Origin of the sequence: Puniceicoccus vermicola, assembly GCF_014230055.1 — a bacterium.
Taxonomy (GTDB): Bacteria; Verrucomicrobiota; Verrucomicrobiia; order Opitutales; family Puniceicoccaceae; genus Puniceicoccus; species Puniceicoccus vermicola.
Genome location: NZ_JACHVA010000046.1, coordinates 87,224 through 106,272, shown reverse-complemented (window position 1 = coordinate 106,272; position 19,049 = coordinate 87,224). Strand labels below are relative to the sequence as shown.

Below are 19,049 nucleotides of genomic sequence, written 5' to 3'. Positions count from 1 at the left end.
GATTTGACCTGAAATGGGGATTGTTTGCTATCTCATTAGCGGAGATAAGCGTAAATAAGCGGTCTCCGGCTTCGCCGGACTCTTTGATTTCCGGACCGAAACAAATGAAGTCCGTTTAATCATCCATGCATTTCATTCATCACCACAGGAAATCAATCAAGCTTCCCTGCACTCAACGTCCCTACCAGCGGGCGGAAACGCCGATGTAGGGACCCGAGAGGGTTTCGACGTCGTTCCAGAGCCATCGGTAGCCGAGGCGGAGGAAGACGTGTCGACGGCCGAGAACTAGGGCCAGGTCCTGGTCACTTACGGTTGTTTCGTTGGGGAAGACCCAAGAGGGGCGGTATTCGAACCCGATACCGGGATCAAAATGGACACGAATCGGGATAGTGAGCGCCAGACCTCCCTCATCGTCGCCGTCGCTACCCAAAGCAAAATTTCCGTAGCCGAGGCCCGGGGAGATTTCGAGGAATTTTCCAAAGGTGAGCCGAGCGTGTCCATAGGCTTGGAGAACATCCAAGCGGGTGTCCGGCTCAGTCTCGCGATAGCGCGTCCACCGCACGGACGCCCCAGCCGGTCCATAGCCCCCGGCGAGACGAAAATCGAGAGCGTCGGTATCGCCGTCGACCCACTGGTACTGGAACTCGCCCTCTATGTAGGGGAGAACCGCCTCACCGGGACTGCGGGGTGAGCTCATGAGCAGCGTGTCCGAGCGGGATTCCGGGGCAACCAGCGCCACACTGTTATAAGTCCCCGAAGTAAAGAAACTACCCATGAAGATGTAAATCAATTCAGCAAGAGCCTCGTCAGCGGGCGCTGGCTCCCGATTCGTCTCGTATTCGGAGGAAGATTTTTCCTCCGACGATGCCCGCAACCCTTCTTGGAACCCCCGCAAAACACCTTCCTCCTCGGCAACCAGAGAGGATGGGAGGAAAACCAGCGAAAACAGGATCGGACAGGCCATGAAAAAGACGGACACCGCCGACGAGGAGATGAAGACGAGAGGCTTTTTCACTCCCCCAAGATTTCCCGCGCTCGCGCTGGAGAGCAATTGTTTTTCTGCCTTGCCGGAAAATTACCGGTTTTCAGTTTTCCGGTTCCCCGTTTTCGGTTTTATACGGTCGAATGTTGAAGAGCCAGCAAAGCTGGCAACCGCTGATGGACGCTTATGTTTGGAATGCTTTATCTGGGGCGAGAATTCTTCGCGGTCCCAATTGGTAGAACGGAACAACCTCAAGGCTTGATTCTGAACCCAATGCTCACGCAGGAGACCAACCTCTCCGATAATATCATTCCCCCAGAACAGACGAACCACAGGAAGCACACAGGACTCAAAAGAGACCGTAAGTCCCGATTCCCATTCTGCGATTTCTGTGCTTTTTGTGGTTTCAAAATAGATTCCTAAAGACGTCCACAACGATGGCTTCATCTCCAGCTCAATCTGGGACGCATATTTTCTCACGGAGTGCACGGAGCCCAAAGAGATTACTGAGAGGCAACCTGGACGCGGCCTGAAGGCTCGCGCTCCTGAGAAGAAGAGAGATTTGAGCGTGAACCAAGTTCTCCGTTCATGCTACTGTCCTGTTTCTCCGTGGGCTCTGTGCTCTCGGTGAGAGGCATTGCTGCGGAGCGGATCCGGGAACAGCTCCCGAAGGAATCGTTGCCCCTCATCTTGAAAATTCGCCCCGACGAGGAGAGAGCTAGACGTGTTCTGCGAACACGTCAGCGTAGCATGAAGTCTCTCATTGCTTTAGGTTTGGCAAACAGCAACCAAATCCTCTGGAAAGGTCATGCCAGAAATCGCGGGGACACTCCCAAAGATGTCAGGGGTTGAATCACAGTTCCTCTCGGAAAATCTTTTCGGTGATCTTCCAATACTTCCCCTTCTTGCGAGCAATGACAAATGCAGGCATGCGGAGCTGTGCTTGAATTTGGACAACTTCGCGGACCGAGCTCGGGTTTAGCTTCAACTCAGGTTTTCGTAGGTGTGACCTCAAGAAGTTGATATTAAACTTCTTCCGACTCGTTGGATTGTTGAGATAATGCATCTCCGCGACATGGTTGGCGTCGTAGTCGTAATATTTCACCTGAAGGTAGGGATTTCCGTTTTTATCAACACGCTCCAGCATCTCCACCGAATCTGGTGTGAGCACATGGGCGTCTTTGGACAGCCTGGCTTGTTTGAGCTTTTCGTCGGGGTCTACCAGCACACTCCTGCAGCTTCGACACTCGCGGGCAGAGATATCATTTTGCGCCGAGCACTGGGGGCAAATTTTAAAGCGAAAACGATAGCCACAGGGCTTAACCTCAAAGGTTTCCGGATCCGTCTTCCCACCCCGGCAGGTGCGCCCGAAGTGCTCAAGCACATTGCCCTCCTCGTCGACAATCCCCCAAAAGTCGTTCACAAATCCACACTCGGGACAGGGAACCTGCACGGCGACGGATTCGGAGTCGGCTTTCTTTTCGCCGATTTCGGGACTGAAAATGCTATGTCCCATCCCTGTGTAATCGAGGACCAGGCAATCTTTCTTGCCGGTGTCTAATCGCAAACCGCGGCCAATGATTTGTTGATATAGACTGGTGGATTCCGTGGGGCGCAGGATCGCGATAACATCGACATGAGCGGCGTCGAAACCGGTCGTCAGGACGGAGACGTTCACTAGATACTTAAAGGATCTCCTTTTAAAATCATTCACGATCTGATCCCGCTCGGTCAGCTCGGTCGATCCCAGGACCAATCGAGCCTGTCCCGGCGGAAGACACTCCATAATCTCTTGGGCATGATTTACTGTGGAGCTGAAGATCATCACACCCTGCCTTTGATAGCTATCCGTAATATCAATGATGTTTTTGATGATCAGGGGCGTGAGGCGTCTTTGCTTTTGAAGAACCTCTTCCAGCTGCGCCATGGTATAGGATTGCCCTCCCTCGGTCAGCTCCGAGAAGTCATAGGAGGTCACTGGCGTATCGACCTTGACGGGTGGCGTCAGGTATCGGTTTCGGATCATATACTGCAGTGGCAGATCGTAGATACAGTCATTAAAGAATCGAAGTTCCTGGGTTTTGACCTCTCCCCGAAGCGCGTAATTATAGATCCAGCCCAACCCCAGACGATACGGAGTCGCAGTCAGGCCCAGAATGCAAATGGTCCGATTGCTCAATTTTAGCCGCTTGATGACTTGCGCGTACTGGCTGTCGGGCTCCAGTCCGACGCGATGACATTCGTCGATCACGAGGAGGGTGAAATCCCGAAAAAAGGCATCGTTCGCCTTCGCGACAGACTGGATACTGCCGAAGATCACCTTCTGCTGGCTATCCTTTTGATTCAGCCCCGCCGAGTAGATACCCGCTCGCAGGCCATAGCCTTCATATTTCAAATGGTTCTGCTCGACCAGCTCTTTGACGTGGGCGAGCACGAGGACGCGGCCTTTTGCTATTTTTGCCAGCTCCGCGATGACCAAACTCTTCCCCGCACCCGTCGGCAAAACGATCACCGCTGGACTTCGTCGCTTCTTAAAGTATTTGACGGTCTTGTTAACCGCTTCCTGTTGGTAGGGTCTGAGTTTATACATGGTTCACAATGTACAGCCGTATCTACTCCGGCCCCGAATCAACCTCCATCCAAATCTTACTCCAACTTAAAATCAGAATCCCTCGGTTGGGTGATGAATGGTTCGAGGGACATGCAGATGGGGGCGAATGCCACTCGTTCAAGCGGTCTAGACAATGCTCTTAGTGAGAGGAAACGCGGCGGAATGGAACCGGCTCTTCGCGACCGGCGGTCGCTGATTCTGGAGGCTCCCGCTCCAACGTGGAGAGAGAGCTGGAAGCTCTCACTACTTTGGGCATGGCCACTTCATGGACAGATACCCTGAAAAGCCATGGCAGAAACCGCAGGACGGTCTAAAGGCGCTCCCTCACTCCCCCATGATGCTCGCTTCCGGGAAGAATGCGCTTGAGGTCTGTCTTTGAAAGAGACCTACCGGATCGATTCCAACCACTTCGACCGGAAGAGCTTATCCAGAGCGTCATCTCCAGTGGGCAGCCAGCTCGGTTCAAATGAGGCTCCGGCGGATAGCAGCAAAGTTGCCGTACGCACATAATCCTTGGGCCTGTCCGCGTCCCATCCATGCAAAGCACCATGGATGCAGGTCATCAATGGCACACCTCCAAACTCATTGGTGCGTTTCAACGATTCTCCAGAATCATACTTCAGGATCACCTCAACAATATCGGCATAACCATGGAAAGACGCCCGGTCCAAAGGGGTGGAGTCGTGCACCCCTGCCGCCTGCGGATCGAGCCCCAGTTCGAGCATCAAGGTCACAGCGTCCAACCGCCCGTCGAAGGCTGCTTCAGCGAGGATTCGGCTATCATTGGCGGCTGCGATGACTGTAGACCGCTCGGCGGCCAACAGTCGTTTGGCGGAGACCGCATCGCCCCGCCATAAGGCATCCAGAAAGCAGACAATGGGCGGACTCTGCGCCAGCAGATACGACTCCATGTCCCGCAGCCCGAGATGACGAGCGAGCTGGAGAGGCGTTGTTTGTTTGAGCTTCCAGATGTAGATATGTCCCCCTTCATCATTACACCAAGGCGGCAGGCCAATGCGATGAGCGACGCAAGCAGGATCTCGCAGAATGCACTCTCGAGCTAGCACGATGTCGTTCAAAACAACCGCCATGAAAAGATCCGGCTTTACACCGAGCTTGAGTAGGTGGCGGCACAGTTTGGGCTTGTCGACCAGGTATTGCGCCGGGGTGGCGGAATGGTCGATGTCACGGGCTTCGACATCGGCACCATACTGCACAAGCAGATCAATCACCTCAACACTGGCAGCGACATGCAACGGCGTCTGACCATCGCCACCGCGCTCCCGAGCCAACCCCGGATCGCCCCGGAGCATCGAATGCAGCTCCTCCAAGCAATTCATTCGTGCCGCTGCATGGACGGTTAAACGAATCCCGAGTTTCTGCAATTGCGGCAGCATGCCGGGATTCGCTTGATCAAGGAGAGCGAAACCTCCGCATTTCCACTTGGTCCTCAAGTTCAAGTCCGCTCCGAAATCCCGGAGCATGGCCAGAAATTCAACGTTGTCGCCAACCGCATGAATGGCCATCGAGTCAAAAGAGAAGAGCGGATCATTGATCCGCGCACGAACTTCCTTGTAACTTTCCAGCAATTGGCGTGTCGCAGCGATGTCCCGGCATTGAACCGCAGCGACGAACCTTTCCACCGGTGTCTGCGTGAGAGACTCGATCTTGCGCTTGAGCTTAGCCCAGGAAGGAAACCCGTAGCCACGGGCCACAACTAGTTGGGCGTCATGCAATCTAGCTGCCGCTGGTTCGGGAGCTTCGGGATGTAAGCTCCGGAACCGCGCTGTAGCCTTCTCTTCCTCCTGCCAGTATGATCGGAGAAGTTGCTTGGCCTGCTTCTTCTGTTGATCCCAATGCGGATGAGAGGGCAAGGGTGTCACAAATGACTCTTTCACCCCCGGACCTCCTGAGCGGTGAGAGCACCTTGGGAAAGTAAGTAGTCAATCGACTCCCGACTTCCGTTAAACAAAGCCCGGTCGAGTGCAGTTTGATAGCCAGGACCGAGCTCATTGACATCGACAATCTTGTCACGCAGGAACCGCAGCATCTCCGGGCGACCACTTTGCGCAGCCAGCCAAAAAGCAATGAAGACAAAGCGTTCGTCGCCCTCGGGGCAATCATTCCATCTAGGCGAATCGACGATGAACTCACCCTCATCCGTAAAGAACTCTCCCATCAAGTCGATGCGCCCCATCGCCGACGCATGCCAGAGGTCGAAACCTGCGCCTCGCTCGAAGAGTCGCTCGGCGCTCTTAAAAATGCGAAATGCGCAGGCATCGGTCAGAGGGGTTCCATTCGCGATGCACGCCTCGCGCGCATTGATGTCTGCCCCGCCGTCCAGAATTGCATCCAATGCCCCAACGTCGTCCGAGCTGGCGGCGCCATGGAGCGGGGTTTCGCCGGATCCATCCCGACCGCCTACATTCGGGTTCGCACCTTTCTCAATCAACAGCCTGATGCCCTCCGACACATTCGGAAAGTGCCCCGGCCAATCGCAGGCAACGTGCAACAGAGTCCGATCGGAACCATCCTGATAGGCATTGGCTAGCGTCGGATGTTTCTCTAAAAGCTTTCGCAGAGCTTCGACATCACCACTCTTGATCGCACAGACGGCCCGTTGAAATAAGTGTAGATCGCTCTCCACATCCAGACACTGCTCAAGCGTCATCCCCCCCCAACGAATCAACTCGCTCACAACGTATTCCTGATTGCGCTCGATGGCGATATCCAAGGGCAGTTCCCCTTTTGATTGTAGCTTTTCGTGGCCTTTCGACCGATTGGGGTCGGCCCCTTTCCTCATCAGCAATTCGGCAATGGCGTAGTGCCCATGGTAGGCCGCTTGCTGGAGTGCGGTTCCCCACTCGCCCACATCGTCCACGCATTCCGGTTGGCTTTCTAGAATCGATTCAACGGTTTGCCGCGCATTCCACGCAGCCGCTTGTTGGAGATTCACCTCAAATCCACGCCGAGCGAGGACATCAATCACGCGGCCCTTACTTTGGTGAACCGCCCAATCACAAGGCGTCCCTCCCCACAGTTTATCTTCGGGACAGTCCCATCGGGCACCGTGATCCAACAGCAAGATCACCATGTCGGGATCATCATTGGCCACCGCTTGATGCAAAGGCGTAGAATGCGCGTGAAAGCCCTCTGGATTGAAGGCCTCGATATCGGAAATACGAGGTAGGAGCAGCCGCACCGCTTCGATTTGGCGATTTATGACCGCAGCCGCCAAAGCGTATCGAAGTATCGCCTCCTCAGCCTCGGGCAACCATCGGTGGATGTCTTTCAGTCGGCCTAGACCAGCCGCAATCACAAGATCGACCCTGGCACCCAGCTCAACCATAGAGCGAGCTGCAGCCCGCTCGCCATGCCCCAGGGCCGCGTACACTCCCAAATTCATGTCGGCACCATGCATGGCGAGCACATCCAGCAACGCCTGCTGCACACCGCTTTCGCGCGACACCATCCCGGACGCAACCAGCGACAGCGTTGTCTCTGATCTGCTCGGATGCGAACTGGCGTTCACATCCGCGCCGAATTGGAGGATCACCTCGGCGACTTTATCGATATTGGGAGGGAGCCCACCATTGCGGATGGGATTCTCCGCAACAAAATGCAACAGTGTCGGGCAGGTGAAGTAATTCCCCTCGAACTTGACCCGCTGGGTTGCCAGCTGAGGGTTTCTCGCGAGATGCCGGCTCAGTTCGCCAACGTCGCCAGCGTCGACTAAATCCACCGCGCGGCGGAATGAAAGATCGCTGATGCGATCACGATAGGATTGATTTTGCATGACTTACCTCCTGGGCAGAAAACTGCCTGGTATTGTTGATGCCGGACATCCGCCAGCCGACGAGAAGGTTCGTCATTCAATAATGACTATGAATTAACAGGTAGGCGCAGCCTTTTCCGCGGATGAGGGGGTTGCCCGTAACAACCGGGGCAAATCCTGAGGAGAGGCCGTTGACTGTCAATCCATAAACTTCCCGGGGCGGGGCGGTCCGAAGAGCGTGCGCAAAAGGGGCAGCAACTCTAATATAGCCGATCCGAGGTTGGTTCATTTTTCGGTTTTACGGTTTTCCGTTTACGGATTCCGAGCTGAAGAAGAGTCAGCTAAGCTGGTAACCGCTAATATTCGCTTATTGGAATAATCGATCCAGAATTATCTGGCGCGTTGATTCCAGAGATAGGAGCTGCCGGGCTCTTCTTTTTTTGCAAAATTTTGGTCCTCTTCGCAGACCAATTTTTCATCCCTCGACAAGAACATAGTGTATGCACGATAGAGGCGGAAGTCTGCACTTTCCCGCTCCAACGCGATGAGAGAGCTGGAAGCTCTCACTACTTTGGGCATGCCCACCTAGGCTTACTCTTCTGGGAAGGAACGATCGTGAATCGATTCGTTTTCCCATTCTGCGCACTTTTGCTCCTCTTGGCGGCTAAACCTGGGTCCGTCAGGGGAATTCGTTGTTTCGCCTCGCGATCTCAAAGCGCCTCCCCCTTCTCCAGAAAAACATGTTCGGCGGGCAAAATCCTTCTATACTGCCTCCATGAATTTCAAAAACTCCCTTTCTTTCGGGCTTCTTCTCCTCACTCTAGTGGGCTGCCGTTCGACCTACTATTCTACGATGGAGAAGTTCGGCATTGAGAAACGCGACATCATGGTCGACCGGGTCGAAGACGCCCGCGATGCCCAAGAGGAGAGCAAGGAAACCTTTTCCGACGCCCTCGAAGCCTTCACCTCCGTCACCGGCTACGACGGTGGCAATCTCGAGAAGGTCTATAATCGCCTCAATGACGCCTTCCAGGAAAGTGAAGCGAGTGCGGAGGAGGTCTCCGAACGAATCGCTTCCATTGAACAGGTCGCCAATGACCTTTTCGATGAATGGGACGATGAACTCTCCGAATACAGCAGCACCGAACTCCGTCGCGAAAGCAAGAAGACCCTCAAGGCCACCGAACGCAGCTATGAGGAAATGATCGCCAAAATGCGCGCGGCGGAAGAATCCATGTACCCGGTTCTCGACCTGTTCCGGGACCAAGTCCTCTATCTCAAACACAACCTCAATGCCCGGGCCATCGCCTCGCTCGACCAAGAGGTGACCGCGATCCAAGGCCGGGTCGCCGACCTAATCGCCGAAATGGAGGCCTCCATCGCCGAAGCCAACGACTTCATCGCTTCCATGCAGTGAGGGGAGCGCCCCGGTAAATCAAGAGGACAAACGAGTCCAAACCTCCCAACGTCAAAACCTCTTAACCTCACACCCTCTTTCCGACAAAACACAACCATGTTTAACGACGACTTCCCCGCCCGCCGAAGCTTGGATGAATTTGCCCCGGCCGAGGACCACTCCACCGACGAGGAGAAGCTCGAGAAATACTCGGGCGAAGTCGACTGGTCCTACTTGAAACCTCACTACGAGAAAGGCTCTCTGGTCTACGTCGATCCCTCCCTCGACCTGAAGACCGCCGGCCTCGCCTTTACCCAAGACGATCAGGCCCAAGTCAAAGCCTGGCTAAAATCGGGCGACCTCGTCCAGCCCTGCGACCTCCATGCTGAACACTGGGAGAAGACCGGCACCGCCTTCAAGGCGATGATCGTTCGACCGTTTGTTCTGGTTCAACCAGTGGGGCAACAGTAGATCAATGGCGTCCGGAAATAGCGTTTCCCAATCATCGCCACCAGGACAGTTTGCTTCCTGTTACTAAGCTCTCTGAAACTCCAAATCTTCCAGATGCTTCAGAAGGGCTTTCACTCCTACCTTTAGGTCCCCTCGATACCAGTTCACCCAGCGTCCTCGTTCTGATTCGGACATTGCCTTCAAGGCTTCCCCCAAAGCGCCCCGCGCCAAGGGAAAATCCGGGGTCTCCCGCGACAACTCACGAATACATTTACACATACCCCGCAAGATTCGCAATTGGGTAATCAGGTTGAATTCAAGAAAACGACGGTCGCGGGAATTCCACGTCAATTTCTCGTCCTCCATAGAATCCAGGAGCTGATTTTGTCGGGCGATGCTTTCCTCCAAAATACGGCCAATTGCATCCCGCCAATCTCCCACTACTTCTTTCTGCAAATCCGCACTCAATGGCTCGCCAGACGAATGCATGCGGATCAATTGAAGAATCCATCCCGATGCCCTCCCGTCGTAAAGGCGCCATCCTGGTTTGAATTCCGGAATCACTTCAAAAAACTCACGGTAGTAGCGAGCAGCTCCTTCGGGGACAAAGTCCTGTAATGAGTTTTTCGAAAGCCTCTCTGCGGGTGCACCACAACTGTTCGAACCAGCAACCTAGCCCGACCACATGTTCCCTTAGGTTGGCCGCATTCACGATGGCGTAAGCAGTATCCCCCTTCTCTACGATTTCGTTGGCAATCCGCACGATCCGATCCGGAGAGACCCCCTGAACCAAATGTGGACCTGCTCCCCAAACCGCAAGATGAACGTAACAACCGAACGGCAGGTCGCCACCCCGGTCCGTTCGATGAAAATCTCCCTTCATCTCCAAAGTCTTGTCGTCATCTGCAAACACCCGAATGACGTTGCTGGGCAAACGAAGGTCCCCGTCTTGAATCAAACGACTTACTTCGAGCCATAGAGTCACTGTTACGGGCGGCGTCTCTCTCGAGTCCACCTTTCGGATGATTTCCATCTGATCATCGAACGCTTTTCGAAAGAGCTCAGCGGCTCGGGCTGCGGCTGCGGGATCGTGATCCCAAAGAGGACGATCTCCACGACCTCGTAAACCCAACTGCCAGATAACCTGATTACCCGCTAAGCGATACCATTCTTCCGCATAGGCTCTCCAAGCCGCTCTCATACTGTCTGGATCACTCAAATAGCTAAACTGCGGGTTTTGGCCCTGACGGCTCCACCAAGTCTCGTATCCAAAATGGGATACCCCTAAGGGCTCAACATGATGCTGTGATACATACAACCCCCGTTGAACAGCATCCCGGATCACTGCGGCTTCCGCTCCATTAAAGACGTCAATAAATGAAGCTGGAATCACCAAGTTGCCCCTCAAGCGCAATATCGCCTCAAAAATCATCTCCATGGCCTCGCTCTCGACAACCGGAGTGTAATATCCCAAAAGCCGAGCCTCATAGTTGTCCTTCAACAATGTAGAAGGTTGAGAGAGAACACTCTCACGCTTGGGCCAGTCCTGAAACCGCTCTCCTGAGGACGGACGCCACCGACCGAGAAGATCTTCGTCGTTCACGAACAGACCTCGAAAGCGGAACTCAGGTAACCCGGATTCAATTCGCTGCGATTCCGGAGAGAAACTTACCAAAGGAAGGGGTTCCATTTCCTTCCAGAACCACAATGGGTCGATTCCCAGAAATTGATGTGAGAATTCATAGATCCCGTAAATCGCCCCGAGATCATCTGAAGCTTCAATTTCGATTTGCCTCTCCTCCGGTGAAATCTCCAGTGCAAAGCTCTCTACAGACAGTGACGGATTTCGAGAAATCTCCAATCTCCACCGATCCAACTCCTCATCCACACCAGAGGAGATGGCAGCGATCTTCTCGATGTCCCTTCGCAGGTCGCCAAAAGCAGCATCAACTCCGGGGCCAAAAGATGGGCAAGGGACAAGTTTCATGATCGGCGAGCCAATCCTCCCTTCCCTTAGAAGAACAGAATTTTCGTCTCTTTTTTCATATTTGAAAAATATTTTCCCAAACCTATTCCGTTCTGATCCCCTTAAAACAGACCGAAGACAAATTGGAATCACCTTATCGTTGGCTATGATCTCAATTCTCGATTTCAGGAGCATCATAAGTTCTGACTGGACCCGTCAAAGAATATTTGTAACGTTACATACAAATGATTAGCCAACGCGAACTCGCAAAAAAACTGGGGACTTCGGCCATGACGGTTTCACGCGCATTCCGCGACCATCCTGACCTCGCTCCGGAAACCAAGAAACGGATCATTGAGGCAGCAACGAAGCTCGGCTATTCGCCCGGAAAATCCCGATCAAAAAAGAGCGATCCGCAATCGACCATTCGCATCGGACTCGTCGCCTACGACAGCCCAGGAGCGACATTTCAATCCGAAACCCCCAGGCGAATTTACCTGGCGATTCAGCAGGAGTGCCAGCGAAATGGGGCCGAGACTCTCGTCGAGTTCCCAGAACCGAACCAATTGCCGATGCTCGCAAAGAATCACGCTGTCAGTGGAATCTTTCTCTTCGGACGCTATACACCCGAGATTGTCGAAAACCTCAAAGACATCCCCACCCTCGCAGTCAGCAGCTATATTCAATCGGAAAACCTGCCGCGCATTGTCGCCAACAATTTGGAAGGGATGCGAATCGCCACCAATCACCTGATCGAGCTAGGCCATCGCAATATCCTCTTCCTCGGGCTGGACGAAGGCCCTCTGACCGAACTCTACCGAGAGAGAGCCGACGGATACTCCCTCGCGATGCTTTCCCATCAGCTCAAACCAACGCTTCGTTTTCATCCCAACTACCAGTTTCAAACCGTTCTTACGGATTGGACTCAATTCTCCGCCATCGTGTGTGCTACGGACGGCATTGCCGCCGCTGTGCACAAGCAACTCTCGGAGACCGGCTGCTCCATCCCCGAGGACCTGAGCCTTGTTGGATTCGACGGCACCTCCGAAGGAGAAAGCCTGGGGATGACCAGCTACGAACCCAACTGGGCCATGCTCGGAAAAGTCGCCGCCAACCAGCTCCTCTTCCGACCGCAAGATATTCAAAGAAAAGGACTGCGGATCTCCATCCCGGGCCGACTGATTGTCCGGAATTCCTGCCAGCCGCCCAGGCCCTAACCCTTCGGCTGCCCCCAAAGGCCGAATCCACCCCCCGAGATCCGCAAAGGATCAGCGAGGGATACCGCCTCCGCGTCGCTCGATCCAAGCATAACGCTTGACAGGATTTTGAACCGTTACTATATCGGTATGTAACAAAGCTCTGCTATGTCACCCCTCCCTACCAACCGCTCCCAGACTCGACCGTCCACAGCTGGCTTCTCGATCATCGAGTTGCTCACAGGCATCGCTGTGATCGCGATTCTTTTTGGGATCACTCTCGCGACCATTGACAACGTCCGCAAACGAGCGAACTCAACCCAGTGCCAGTCCAACCTAAGGCAAATCGGATTAGCCGTCCTATCCTTTGCCAACGAGAACGACGGCCAACTCCCGGGGAAGCGAATAAATTCCGGACAGGCCGGACTCAGCGCATCCCAGCCAGCCTATGTCAGCATCAACAGCTGGAACCGCTTGGCTACCCATCTGGCCCCCTACCTCGGCTACACGCTACCCGATGATGGATCGGCAGTCCTCTGCAAAGAGTTCCTCTGCCCGGGCGTTGCTCGCCAATACCCCGAACTGGCAAACGATCCCTACGCCGCCATCTACGTCGCCAATCCTCACAACGTATTACCCGGAAACCCCAATTCCCGACCGTTTGGAAATGCAAGTGGAAGCCGAACCAGTTCCCTGAATCTACACGCCATTCCCGACCCGACCAACACGTACATGCTCAGCGACATCGACAAAGAAAGTTCGGGCGCTGGCAAATGGACAAGCGAAGCCGAAACACCCGTCCACGGAGACTACCGCAACCAAGTGTTCTTTGACGGAAGTGTCCGGCAAGCACCTCTTTCCGATCCGCTTTGATCAACATCTAACCCATACGCTCAAACCAAAATGAAATACATCCCCAATTCCGCAATTCGAAGCTCCCTCATTCCCACAGCATGGACACTATCCCTGCTCTCTCTCACTGCGGGGCTAGTTTGTGCAGAAGATTTCACCCGTTCCGCGGACGGCACCTCCTCAGACTGGAGCGATGCCAGCCTCTGGACCCCGACAGCAGTTCCGAATTCCGGAGACTCTGCTACTTTCGATCTCAGTTCCAGCACCAGCGTGTACATTGATGGCAACTTTGCGGTTAACGATCTCCAAGTAGACGCAACTTCGGGAGGGCGAACCTTAACCTTCGTTTCCCCAACGGAGAATACCACCCACTCGCTGACAATTAACGGCACCCTTAGCAAAGCGAACAACAGCACCAATCTCAGCTTCCAAAATCAGGCAGGCTCCAATCACTGGTTGAATGTTTCCATTGGAACACTCGACCTCTCCACGAACGGAGGAACCGTCAATTTCGGGCGGTCAAACGGAACACGAGTACTCAACCAACTTTCAATCAATCAAACGATCCTCGGAGGCGGCGGAGGATCAAACTCTATCGGCATCAATCTGAATATCTCGAACGACTACACCCTCGGGAAACTGACATTCAACCCGGGAGACAATGAGAAAAAGATCAACTTGATTACCAATGATGCCAGTGCCTCTGGCTATTCAAGAACGGCGACAAGCACCGGCATATCCGATACTAGCACGAACAGTACGATTGCAGGATCGCTGAATACTTCCCAAAGCGCCAATGAAGCCACCCTCCGAATCGCAACAGAGAGTGGTCAAACCTATCAGGCGGCAACCTCACTGACCGATGGAACCGGAGGCACCTTAACCCTGCGCCATGACGGGGCCGGAACCCAGATCCTCTCCGGAGACCTATCCCATACCGGGGGAACCTATGTTGACTCTGGAACGTTGGTAATCAGCGGGACACTCGCCAGCGAAGGGAACCTCAGCGTCTCTTCGACCGGCACCCTCGTTGCGGCCAATGCTCTCACCTCCGAAAACCTCATACTGGCAGACGGGGCGACCTTGGGTTTCAACCTCGAAGAGGACGGCAGCATCTCCCTCTCCGGAGATCTACTCTCAACCGGCAGCGAGGCCGAATTCATCATCGATTTCCGCGGAACCGGAAATCTTGGCGAAAGCTATAATGGAGTCCTTTCCATCACTGGCTCCTCGTCAGCCTTCGAAGGATCGACACTTTCTTTCATCAACTTCAGTAATAGTGAGATCTCGGGAGACCTCACTTTCGACGAGCTCACGAACGGTTTCACCATCATTCCTGAACCGTCTCAAGCAGCACTCTTCATCGGAGCCTTTCTCATTTCTATCCTCTCCGCAAAACGGATCCGCAAATAAATCATAACCAAACAGAGCGGTCCCTCCCCATCCCCAAACGGACATCGCCCCGAGAAACAGAATAGATGAGATCTCGCGGCTCTAACCGTCACCATTCGATCATGACATCGAAAATATTCCCACTCCGCATAAAAAAATCTTTCCGAGGAAGATCGTTGGCCGCCCTCCTGGGGATAGCCTGGCTATCCTCCAGCGCAACCAGCTGCGTCAAACAAAAGCAGAATCCTGGCAAAAGCGCGTCAACTCCAGATCCATCCTCAGAAACCCACGAATATCAATGGAACCGGGCCGACGACCTCATTCCTCGAGCGGGAGAATACACCAACGCCTACATGAGCGACTGGTCCACGCTACCAACAGCTGACGAAATTACATTGAGAACCGTTCCTCAAATCCAACCCACCGACGTTCTCGGCGAAGATTCGAAACGGGTCTGGGAAGATGAAGATCAAGTGCACATAGAGGGCCTGCACCTATCCGTTCGCTGGAATCAAAACATTCCTCAAAAAGAGGGTACCACTCTCTTCCTCATCCGGAACGCGAAAGAAGTCATTATCGAAAACATTTCGATCTCCTACAGCGATCCCGACTACCGGACTTGGGACGGGATTCGCATAGAAGGCGCAGATCGCGTCACCGTTCGCAACGTTCGCCTCAAAGGGCCGGTGCATAGCTTCCACCTACGTATCGAAGGATGTAAAGACGTGTTGGTCGAAAATGTCGAAATCGAAGGCACCGACTTTGACGGAGACGGATACTTCCGGTGCGGGGGAGGAATCTGGCTAAACAACGGGGAAACCGGAAAGCACGGAAAAAACGGAACCGGCATCTGGGCCGAGCACCCGAGAATCCCCGGCTGGCAGGTCATTCAGAATACCTATATCCACAACGGAACCGAAACGGATGAAACCTCACGAAATCAAGATGCCATCCTCATCCATTCCCCTTCCAATGGCATGCTGTTCAACAACGTCGTCCGCAATTGGTTACGACCGGCCATGGACGCATGCTTTGACATCGGATTCCGCCGCAAAGAACCCGAGTTTCACAACCGTTTTTTCCGGGTTGAACGAAACATCCTCGAGAATGCAACTTTTCTAAAAACCCCAGGAGCTTCCGGCTCCACAGGGAGCCGCTTGCTCTTCGCAAACAACATTTTTTTCAATGTTCAGATCGGCGATTACCACAAGGAAGGGACGGAGATTTACTATGTGAACAACACACACGTTTTCGACTTGGAATCCGTCCCCCAGAAGCTGCTCGACCTCTCTCAAAGAGGGGCAGACGGCTTCAGTAGTCTTTGGAACTACCGCGGCCCGACCACCTACGAGAACTCCCTCATCTACAAACCAAATGGAAGCTTTTTCATGTTCCATTTGAATGATCAGGCAGCACCCGATAAATACAAAAACATTCACTCGAACTACAATCTCTACGGAATCGCCGGCGCCAGAGTCACTTGGCTCAAAACCTCGAATCGTAAAGGCATCACATTCCTGAACTTCCAGGACTGGAAAGAGGCGACCCGGCAGGATTCTCAGAGTTTCTATACGGCAGGAGACCCCGCCTGGTTCACAAACCTTGCCGACCATGACTTTCGTTTGACCTCGGAGAAACTCCCAGGAACTCCTACGGACGAGTATCTCGACCCAATCGACGAACGTATCCGAGTCGATAGGGATTTCTCCGGAAAGATCAGAACCCCTGAGAATATAAGCTTCGGAGCCTTCCTCCCCCTTTAACCGGGCAGAGCTTCGACACCAGACAACATCCATTCGAAGATCCTTTAGCCCGTTTTTGAGACCGTATGAATTCTACAGCGCCTCGGAACTATTTCGAAGCATCCGTATGTTCGACTGGCCAATACCCGCCCTGGGATCATCTACCCCAAAGTAAATCGCCAGTGATGTAGAGGCCCGCCACCGGCCGGATACCGCGAAAAGCACACAAGGACCGAGAATGCTCCGACTGTGAATTTTCGTCGAAAATGAGTTCAAACAGAACCTTGGTCACAACGAATGGCGCTTCCGTATAATCCCTGTTTTGACCATCATGGATAAGCTTTACTCTCATCTAAGAGATAGAGAAGAGTTGAGTTCAAAGGAGGTTCCTTAGATGCCCAAAAAGGAGAATCCCGCGCACAAACCTACGGAGACTTCCAAAGGCGGGATTCTCGGCGAATTCGGGATATTGCCAATCTCGTCCTAATTTGCATGATCCCTTCAGAAATTCGGCATTCACTCATTTCGCGTAAACCCTCCCTACCAACCTATGGCCGCTCTGATCTTCCTCTTTCTCCTCGCCACGCTCTTTGCGGCGACCCGGTCCCCGAAAGGTCTCGTCGACGTTCTGTTCATCGTCACGTTCATCCTCATGGTGATTCTCTTTCTTCACCATTCGACGGATACCTTGCAGATCAACCTCTAGACTCGGTACGATGACCAACGCTCGCCTCACCTACTACCTCGCGCACCTTTACGTTCTCGTCCTGATGGGAGTTCTTCTCGGGGCCTTCGGGATTCAGTTCATATTCGAAGAAATCCCCTGCCCCCTCTGTTACCTACAGCGGATGGGGATGTCCCTCGCGGCGATCGGCCCCTGCCTCGTGATTCTCCACGGCGTTCGAGTCAAATTCTTTGGCATGACGATCATAGCCGCAATGCTCGGAGGATCGATCTCCACCCGCCAGATCGTCCTCCATATTGCCAGCTCGACGGATCCGGGCTACGGGACCCCCGTGATGGGGTTCCATCTCTACACTTGGGCCTTCATTGTTTTTGCCGTCATGGTTGCTGTCTGCGGCCTTCACTTGTGGACCCTGAAGGAGGGCGAAACCTATCGCCCAACGAAACTCTCGACCTTCTCGAAATGCGTGCTCGGCCTTTTCGCTCTCATCCTTTTGGCGAATGTCGTCAGCGTATTCTTCGAAGCCGGCTGGAACTGGTTCCTCCCGGGCAATCCGACCGAATATCACCTTCTCCACTGATTCCGTTTTTCCGGCAGTATCGACTGCTACCCGCCGTGCGAGCATCATTCACCATCGGGGGAGCAAACATTGATCCAAGCCCAAGAGTGGAGGGAGTCTTCTCCCTTCAACAAAACTACTCAGCAATCAATACCCGGCTCAGTTTCGTAAGCTTTGAAAATCTGCTCGCCAAGGGCATTGCGGGAGAAACGGGTTTCGGAAAGAGCTTTCGCCGATTGCCCCAGGCGGTCGCGAAGGGCTGGATCATTGGCGAGAGTCTCCAAGCCTTCGGCCAGGCCTGCAGGAGTCGGGTCGGCCAGGCAAGCATGCTCTTCGCTCATCACTTGGGTATGGGAAAGGATGCGGGTGGCCACCATTGCCCGTCCGGACTGCAGATAAGCGTAAACTTTCATCGGCGTATTGACACCACGGCTACGCGGAGAAGCGAGAATATCCGCCTGCTCAAGGAGAAAGGGCAAATGGTCCAGCGGCTGAGGTCCAGGGAGGAGCACTCGACCCTTGAGTGAGGTCGTCTCGATGCGCCTGCGAATACTCCCTGTGCTCTCCCCTCCTCCGATCAGGACGAGGCGCAACGGGGACACTGGATCGACCCGCTCCATCGCGGCGAGTAGCAAATCCACTCCTTGATAACCTTCAAAGTTTCCGACGTAGAGGGCGATGGGTCCATCACTGCCGACCAGCTGGCGTAGATTCACGAGATCGGCGGGCTGATGGCCCGACTTCGGCGGCGGGACGTCGTGCAAAACAGAACGCGGAGTCTGCGAGGCCAACTCGCGACAGGTCTCGGCCAAGGCGGGACACACGGGAAGGATGTGATCGACTCGCCGCATGACAAACTGCTCACTACCCCGCAGGAAACTCCCGAGGGAACTCGCCTGAGGCCATTTCTCCACGATCTGATCCGACATGCAGGAGTCCATGTCATAAACGAGGCGATACGGAATGAACTCACGCCAGATCCAAGCGAGAAAGACGGACTCTTCGACAGCGTGAACGGCATCGTATTTTTCACGCATGAGCATCCAGCCGAGCTTCAGAAAAAGAAAACCATCGGCGATGAGCTTGGCGGGAGAAAACCCAATCCCGACTTTCTTGATTCCGGGGATCCGGGGAATCCGCTTCACCGCGACTCCGGGAATTTCAGGATCCTCTCCGAGGTGAAAGGTCAGGATCGTCACCTTGTGCCCGGCCTCACTGAGAAGCATCGCCGCCTCGCGCACAGCAATCGGGGTGCCGCGCTCCGCGAAGAAGGGATGCGGGGCAATCAGGAGGATGGAGAGTGACTGGGACACGGAGAATTGCGATCGAAGAAAATTTTGAAGTTTAGTCGCGGGGATGATTGGCAGATATTTTAGAGGGCGAACATCGAACTTTGAACGTAAAACGTCCAACATCGAGTGAAGAAAATCCTCCCATTCACGG

16 protein-coding genes and 1 pseudogene are annotated in these 19,049 nt (G+C 54.0%); 8 read left to right on the top strand and 9 right to left on the bottom strand.

Annotated features, from left to right (window positions below; all coding sequences use genetic code 11):
* Positions 1–181 precede the first annotated feature (181 nt).
* The 5 genes from H5P30_RS05090 to H5P30_RS05070 form a co-directional block, all read right to left on the bottom strand.
* Positions 182–1,015 carry a hypothetical protein gene (locus H5P30_RS05090; protein ID WP_185691877.1) on the bottom strand — a complete coding sequence of 278 codons (834 nt, stop codon included), beginning with the start codon at positions 1,013–1,015 and terminating at the stop codon, positions 182–184.
* Between the two features lie 60 nt (positions 1,016–1,075).
* On the bottom strand, positions 1,076–1,462 hold the full coding sequence (locus H5P30_RS05085; RefSeq protein WP_185691876.1) for a hypothetical protein: 387 nt from the start codon (positions 1,460–1,462) through the stop codon (positions 1,076–1,078).
* Between the two features lie 373 nt (positions 1,463–1,835).
* Positions 1,836–3,572 carry a DNA repair helicase RadD gene (gene radD, locus H5P30_RS05080; RefSeq protein WP_185691875.1) on the bottom strand — a complete coding sequence of 579 codons (1,737 nt, stop codon included), beginning with the start codon at positions 3,570–3,572 and terminating at the stop codon, positions 1,836–1,838.
* A gap of 407 nt (positions 3,573–3,979) precedes the next feature.
* A complete protein-coding gene (locus tag H5P30_RS22420) occupies positions 3,980–5,491 on the bottom strand; it encodes an ankyrin repeat domain-containing protein (protein WP_185691874.1) in 1,512 nt (503 codons plus the stop codon).
* Complete coding sequence (locus tag H5P30_RS05070; RefSeq protein WP_185691873.1) at positions 5,488–7,389, bottom strand: ankyrin repeat domain-containing protein; 1,902 nt, start codon at positions 7,387–7,389, stop codon at positions 5,488–5,490. Before H5P30_RS05070 ends, H5P30_RS22420 begins: the two co-directional genes overlap by 4 nt.
* 754 nt (positions 7,390–8,143) lie before the next feature.
* On the opposite strand from H5P30_RS05070, the gene H5P30_RS05065 reads away from it, so the two are divergent.
* Together H5P30_RS05065 and H5P30_RS05060 are read left to right on the top strand one after the other, a co-directional pair.
* Positions 8,144–8,785 carry a DUF2959 domain-containing protein gene (locus H5P30_RS05065; protein ID WP_185691872.1) on the top strand — a complete coding sequence of 214 codons (642 nt, stop codon included), beginning with the start codon at positions 8,144–8,146 and terminating at the stop codon, positions 8,783–8,785.
* A gap of 96 nt (positions 8,786–8,881) precedes the next feature.
* Positions 8,882–9,235, top strand: a complete 354-nt coding sequence (locus H5P30_RS05060) for a DUF2288 domain-containing protein (RefSeq protein WP_185691871.1) — start codon at positions 8,882–8,884, stop codon at positions 9,233–9,235.
* A gap of 63 nt (positions 9,236–9,298) precedes the next feature.
* Here the strand turns inward: H5P30_RS05060 and H5P30_RS05055 are convergent, their stop codons facing one another.
* A complete protein-coding gene (locus H5P30_RS05055; protein WP_185691870.1) occupies positions 9,299–9,703 on the bottom strand; it encodes a hypothetical protein in 405 nt (134 codons plus the stop codon).
* 85 nt (positions 9,704–9,788) lie between these two features.
* Positions 9,789–11,201 carry a glycosyl hydrolase 115 family protein gene (locus H5P30_RS05050; RefSeq protein ID WP_185691869.1) on the bottom strand — a complete coding sequence of 471 codons (1,413 nt, stop codon included), beginning with the start codon at positions 11,199–11,201 and terminating at the stop codon, positions 9,789–9,791.
* Positions 11,202–11,425: 224 nt separating this feature from the next.
* Here H5P30_RS05050 and H5P30_RS05045 point away from each other — a divergent pair, with 224 nt between their 5' ends.
* The 4 genes from H5P30_RS05045 (at position 11,426) to H5P30_RS05030 (ending at position 16,383) form a co-directional block, all read left to right on the top strand.
* Entirely contained in the window at positions 11,426–12,397 is a 972-nt protein-coding gene (locus H5P30_RS05045) for a LacI family DNA-binding transcriptional regulator (protein WP_185691868.1), read from the top strand.
* A gap of 147 nt (positions 12,398–12,544) precedes the next feature.
* A complete protein-coding gene (locus H5P30_RS05040) occupies positions 12,545–13,249 on the top strand; it encodes a type II secretion system protein (RefSeq protein ID WP_185691867.1) in 705 nt (234 codons plus the stop codon).
* A gap of 30 nt (positions 13,250–13,279) precedes the next feature.
* Positions 13,280–14,641: an autotransporter-associated beta strand repeat-containing protein gene (locus H5P30_RS05035; RefSeq protein WP_185691866.1), complete on the top strand. Its 1,362-nt coding sequence runs from the start codon at positions 13,280–13,282 to the stop codon at positions 14,639–14,641.
* Positions 14,642–14,796: 155 nt separating this feature from the next.
* A complete protein-coding gene (locus tag H5P30_RS05030; protein ID WP_185691865.1) occupies positions 14,797–16,383 on the top strand; it encodes a right-handed parallel beta-helix repeat-containing protein in 1,587 nt (528 codons plus the stop codon).
* A gap of 140 nt (positions 16,384–16,523) precedes the next feature.
* On the opposite strand, the pseudogene H5P30_RS22810 reads toward H5P30_RS05030, so the two are convergent.
* Positions 16,524–16,622: pseudogene (locus tag H5P30_RS22810) on the bottom strand (YSIRK-type signal peptide-containing protein); the annotation flags it as partial.
* 290 nt (positions 16,623–16,912) lie between these two features.
* Between H5P30_RS22810 and H5P30_RS05025 the strand changes: the two are divergent.
* Positions 16,913–17,068, top strand: coding sequence for a DUF5993 family protein (locus H5P30_RS05025; RefSeq protein ID WP_185691864.1), 156 nt, complete (start codon positions 16,913–16,915; stop codon positions 17,066–17,068).
* Between the two features lie 10 nt (positions 17,069–17,078).
* On the top strand, positions 17,079–17,627 hold the full coding sequence (locus tag H5P30_RS05020) for a disulfide bond formation protein B (protein WP_185691863.1): 549 nt from the start codon (positions 17,079–17,081) through the stop codon (positions 17,625–17,627).
* Positions 17,628–17,746: 119 nt separating this feature from the next.
* On the opposite strand, the gene H5P30_RS05015 is transcribed toward H5P30_RS05020, so the two are convergent.
* Entirely contained in the window at positions 17,747–18,919 is a 1,173-nt protein-coding gene (locus tag H5P30_RS05015; protein WP_185691862.1) for a glycosyltransferase, read from the bottom strand.
* Positions 18,920–19,049: the final 130 nt, after the last annotated feature.

Coding starts and splice junctions, on each gene's coding strand:
- radD (WP_185691875.1), bottom strand. CDS start 3,572: ATGTATAAACTCAGACCCTACCAACAGGAAGCGGTTAACAAGACCGTC.
- H5P30_RS05070 (WP_185691873.1), bottom strand. CDS start 7,389: ATGCAAAATCAATCCTATCGTGATCGCATCAGCGATCTTTCATTCCGC.
- H5P30_RS05065 (WP_185691872.1), top strand. CDS start 8,144: ATGAATTTCAAAAACTCCCTTTCTTTCGGGCTTCTTCTCCTCACTCTA.
- H5P30_RS05060 (WP_185691871.1), top strand. CDS start 8,882: ATGTTTAACGACGACTTCCCCGCCCGCCGAAGCTTGGATGAATTTGCC.
- H5P30_RS05055 (WP_185691870.1), bottom strand. CDS start 9,703: ATGCATTCGTCTGGCGAGCCATTGAGTGCGGATTTGCAGAAAGAAGTA.
- H5P30_RS05050 (WP_185691869.1), bottom strand. CDS start 11,201: ATGAAACTTGTCCCTTGCCCATCTTTTGGCCCCGGAGTTGATGCTGCT.
- H5P30_RS05045 (WP_185691868.1), top strand. CDS start 11,426: ATGATTAGCCAACGCGAACTCGCAAAAAAACTGGGGACTTCGGCCATG.
- H5P30_RS05040 (WP_185691867.1), top strand. CDS start 12,545: ATGTCACCCCTCCCTACCAACCGCTCCCAGACTCGACCGTCCACAGCT.
- H5P30_RS05035 (WP_185691866.1), top strand. CDS start 13,280: ATGAAATACATCCCCAATTCCGCAATTCGAAGCTCCCTCATTCCCACA.
- H5P30_RS05025 (WP_185691864.1), top strand. CDS start 16,913: ATGGCCGCTCTGATCTTCCTCTTTCTCCTCGCCACGCTCTTTGCGGCG.
- H5P30_RS05020 (WP_185691863.1), top strand. CDS start 17,079: ATGACCAACGCTCGCCTCACCTACTACCTCGCGCACCTTTACGTTCTC.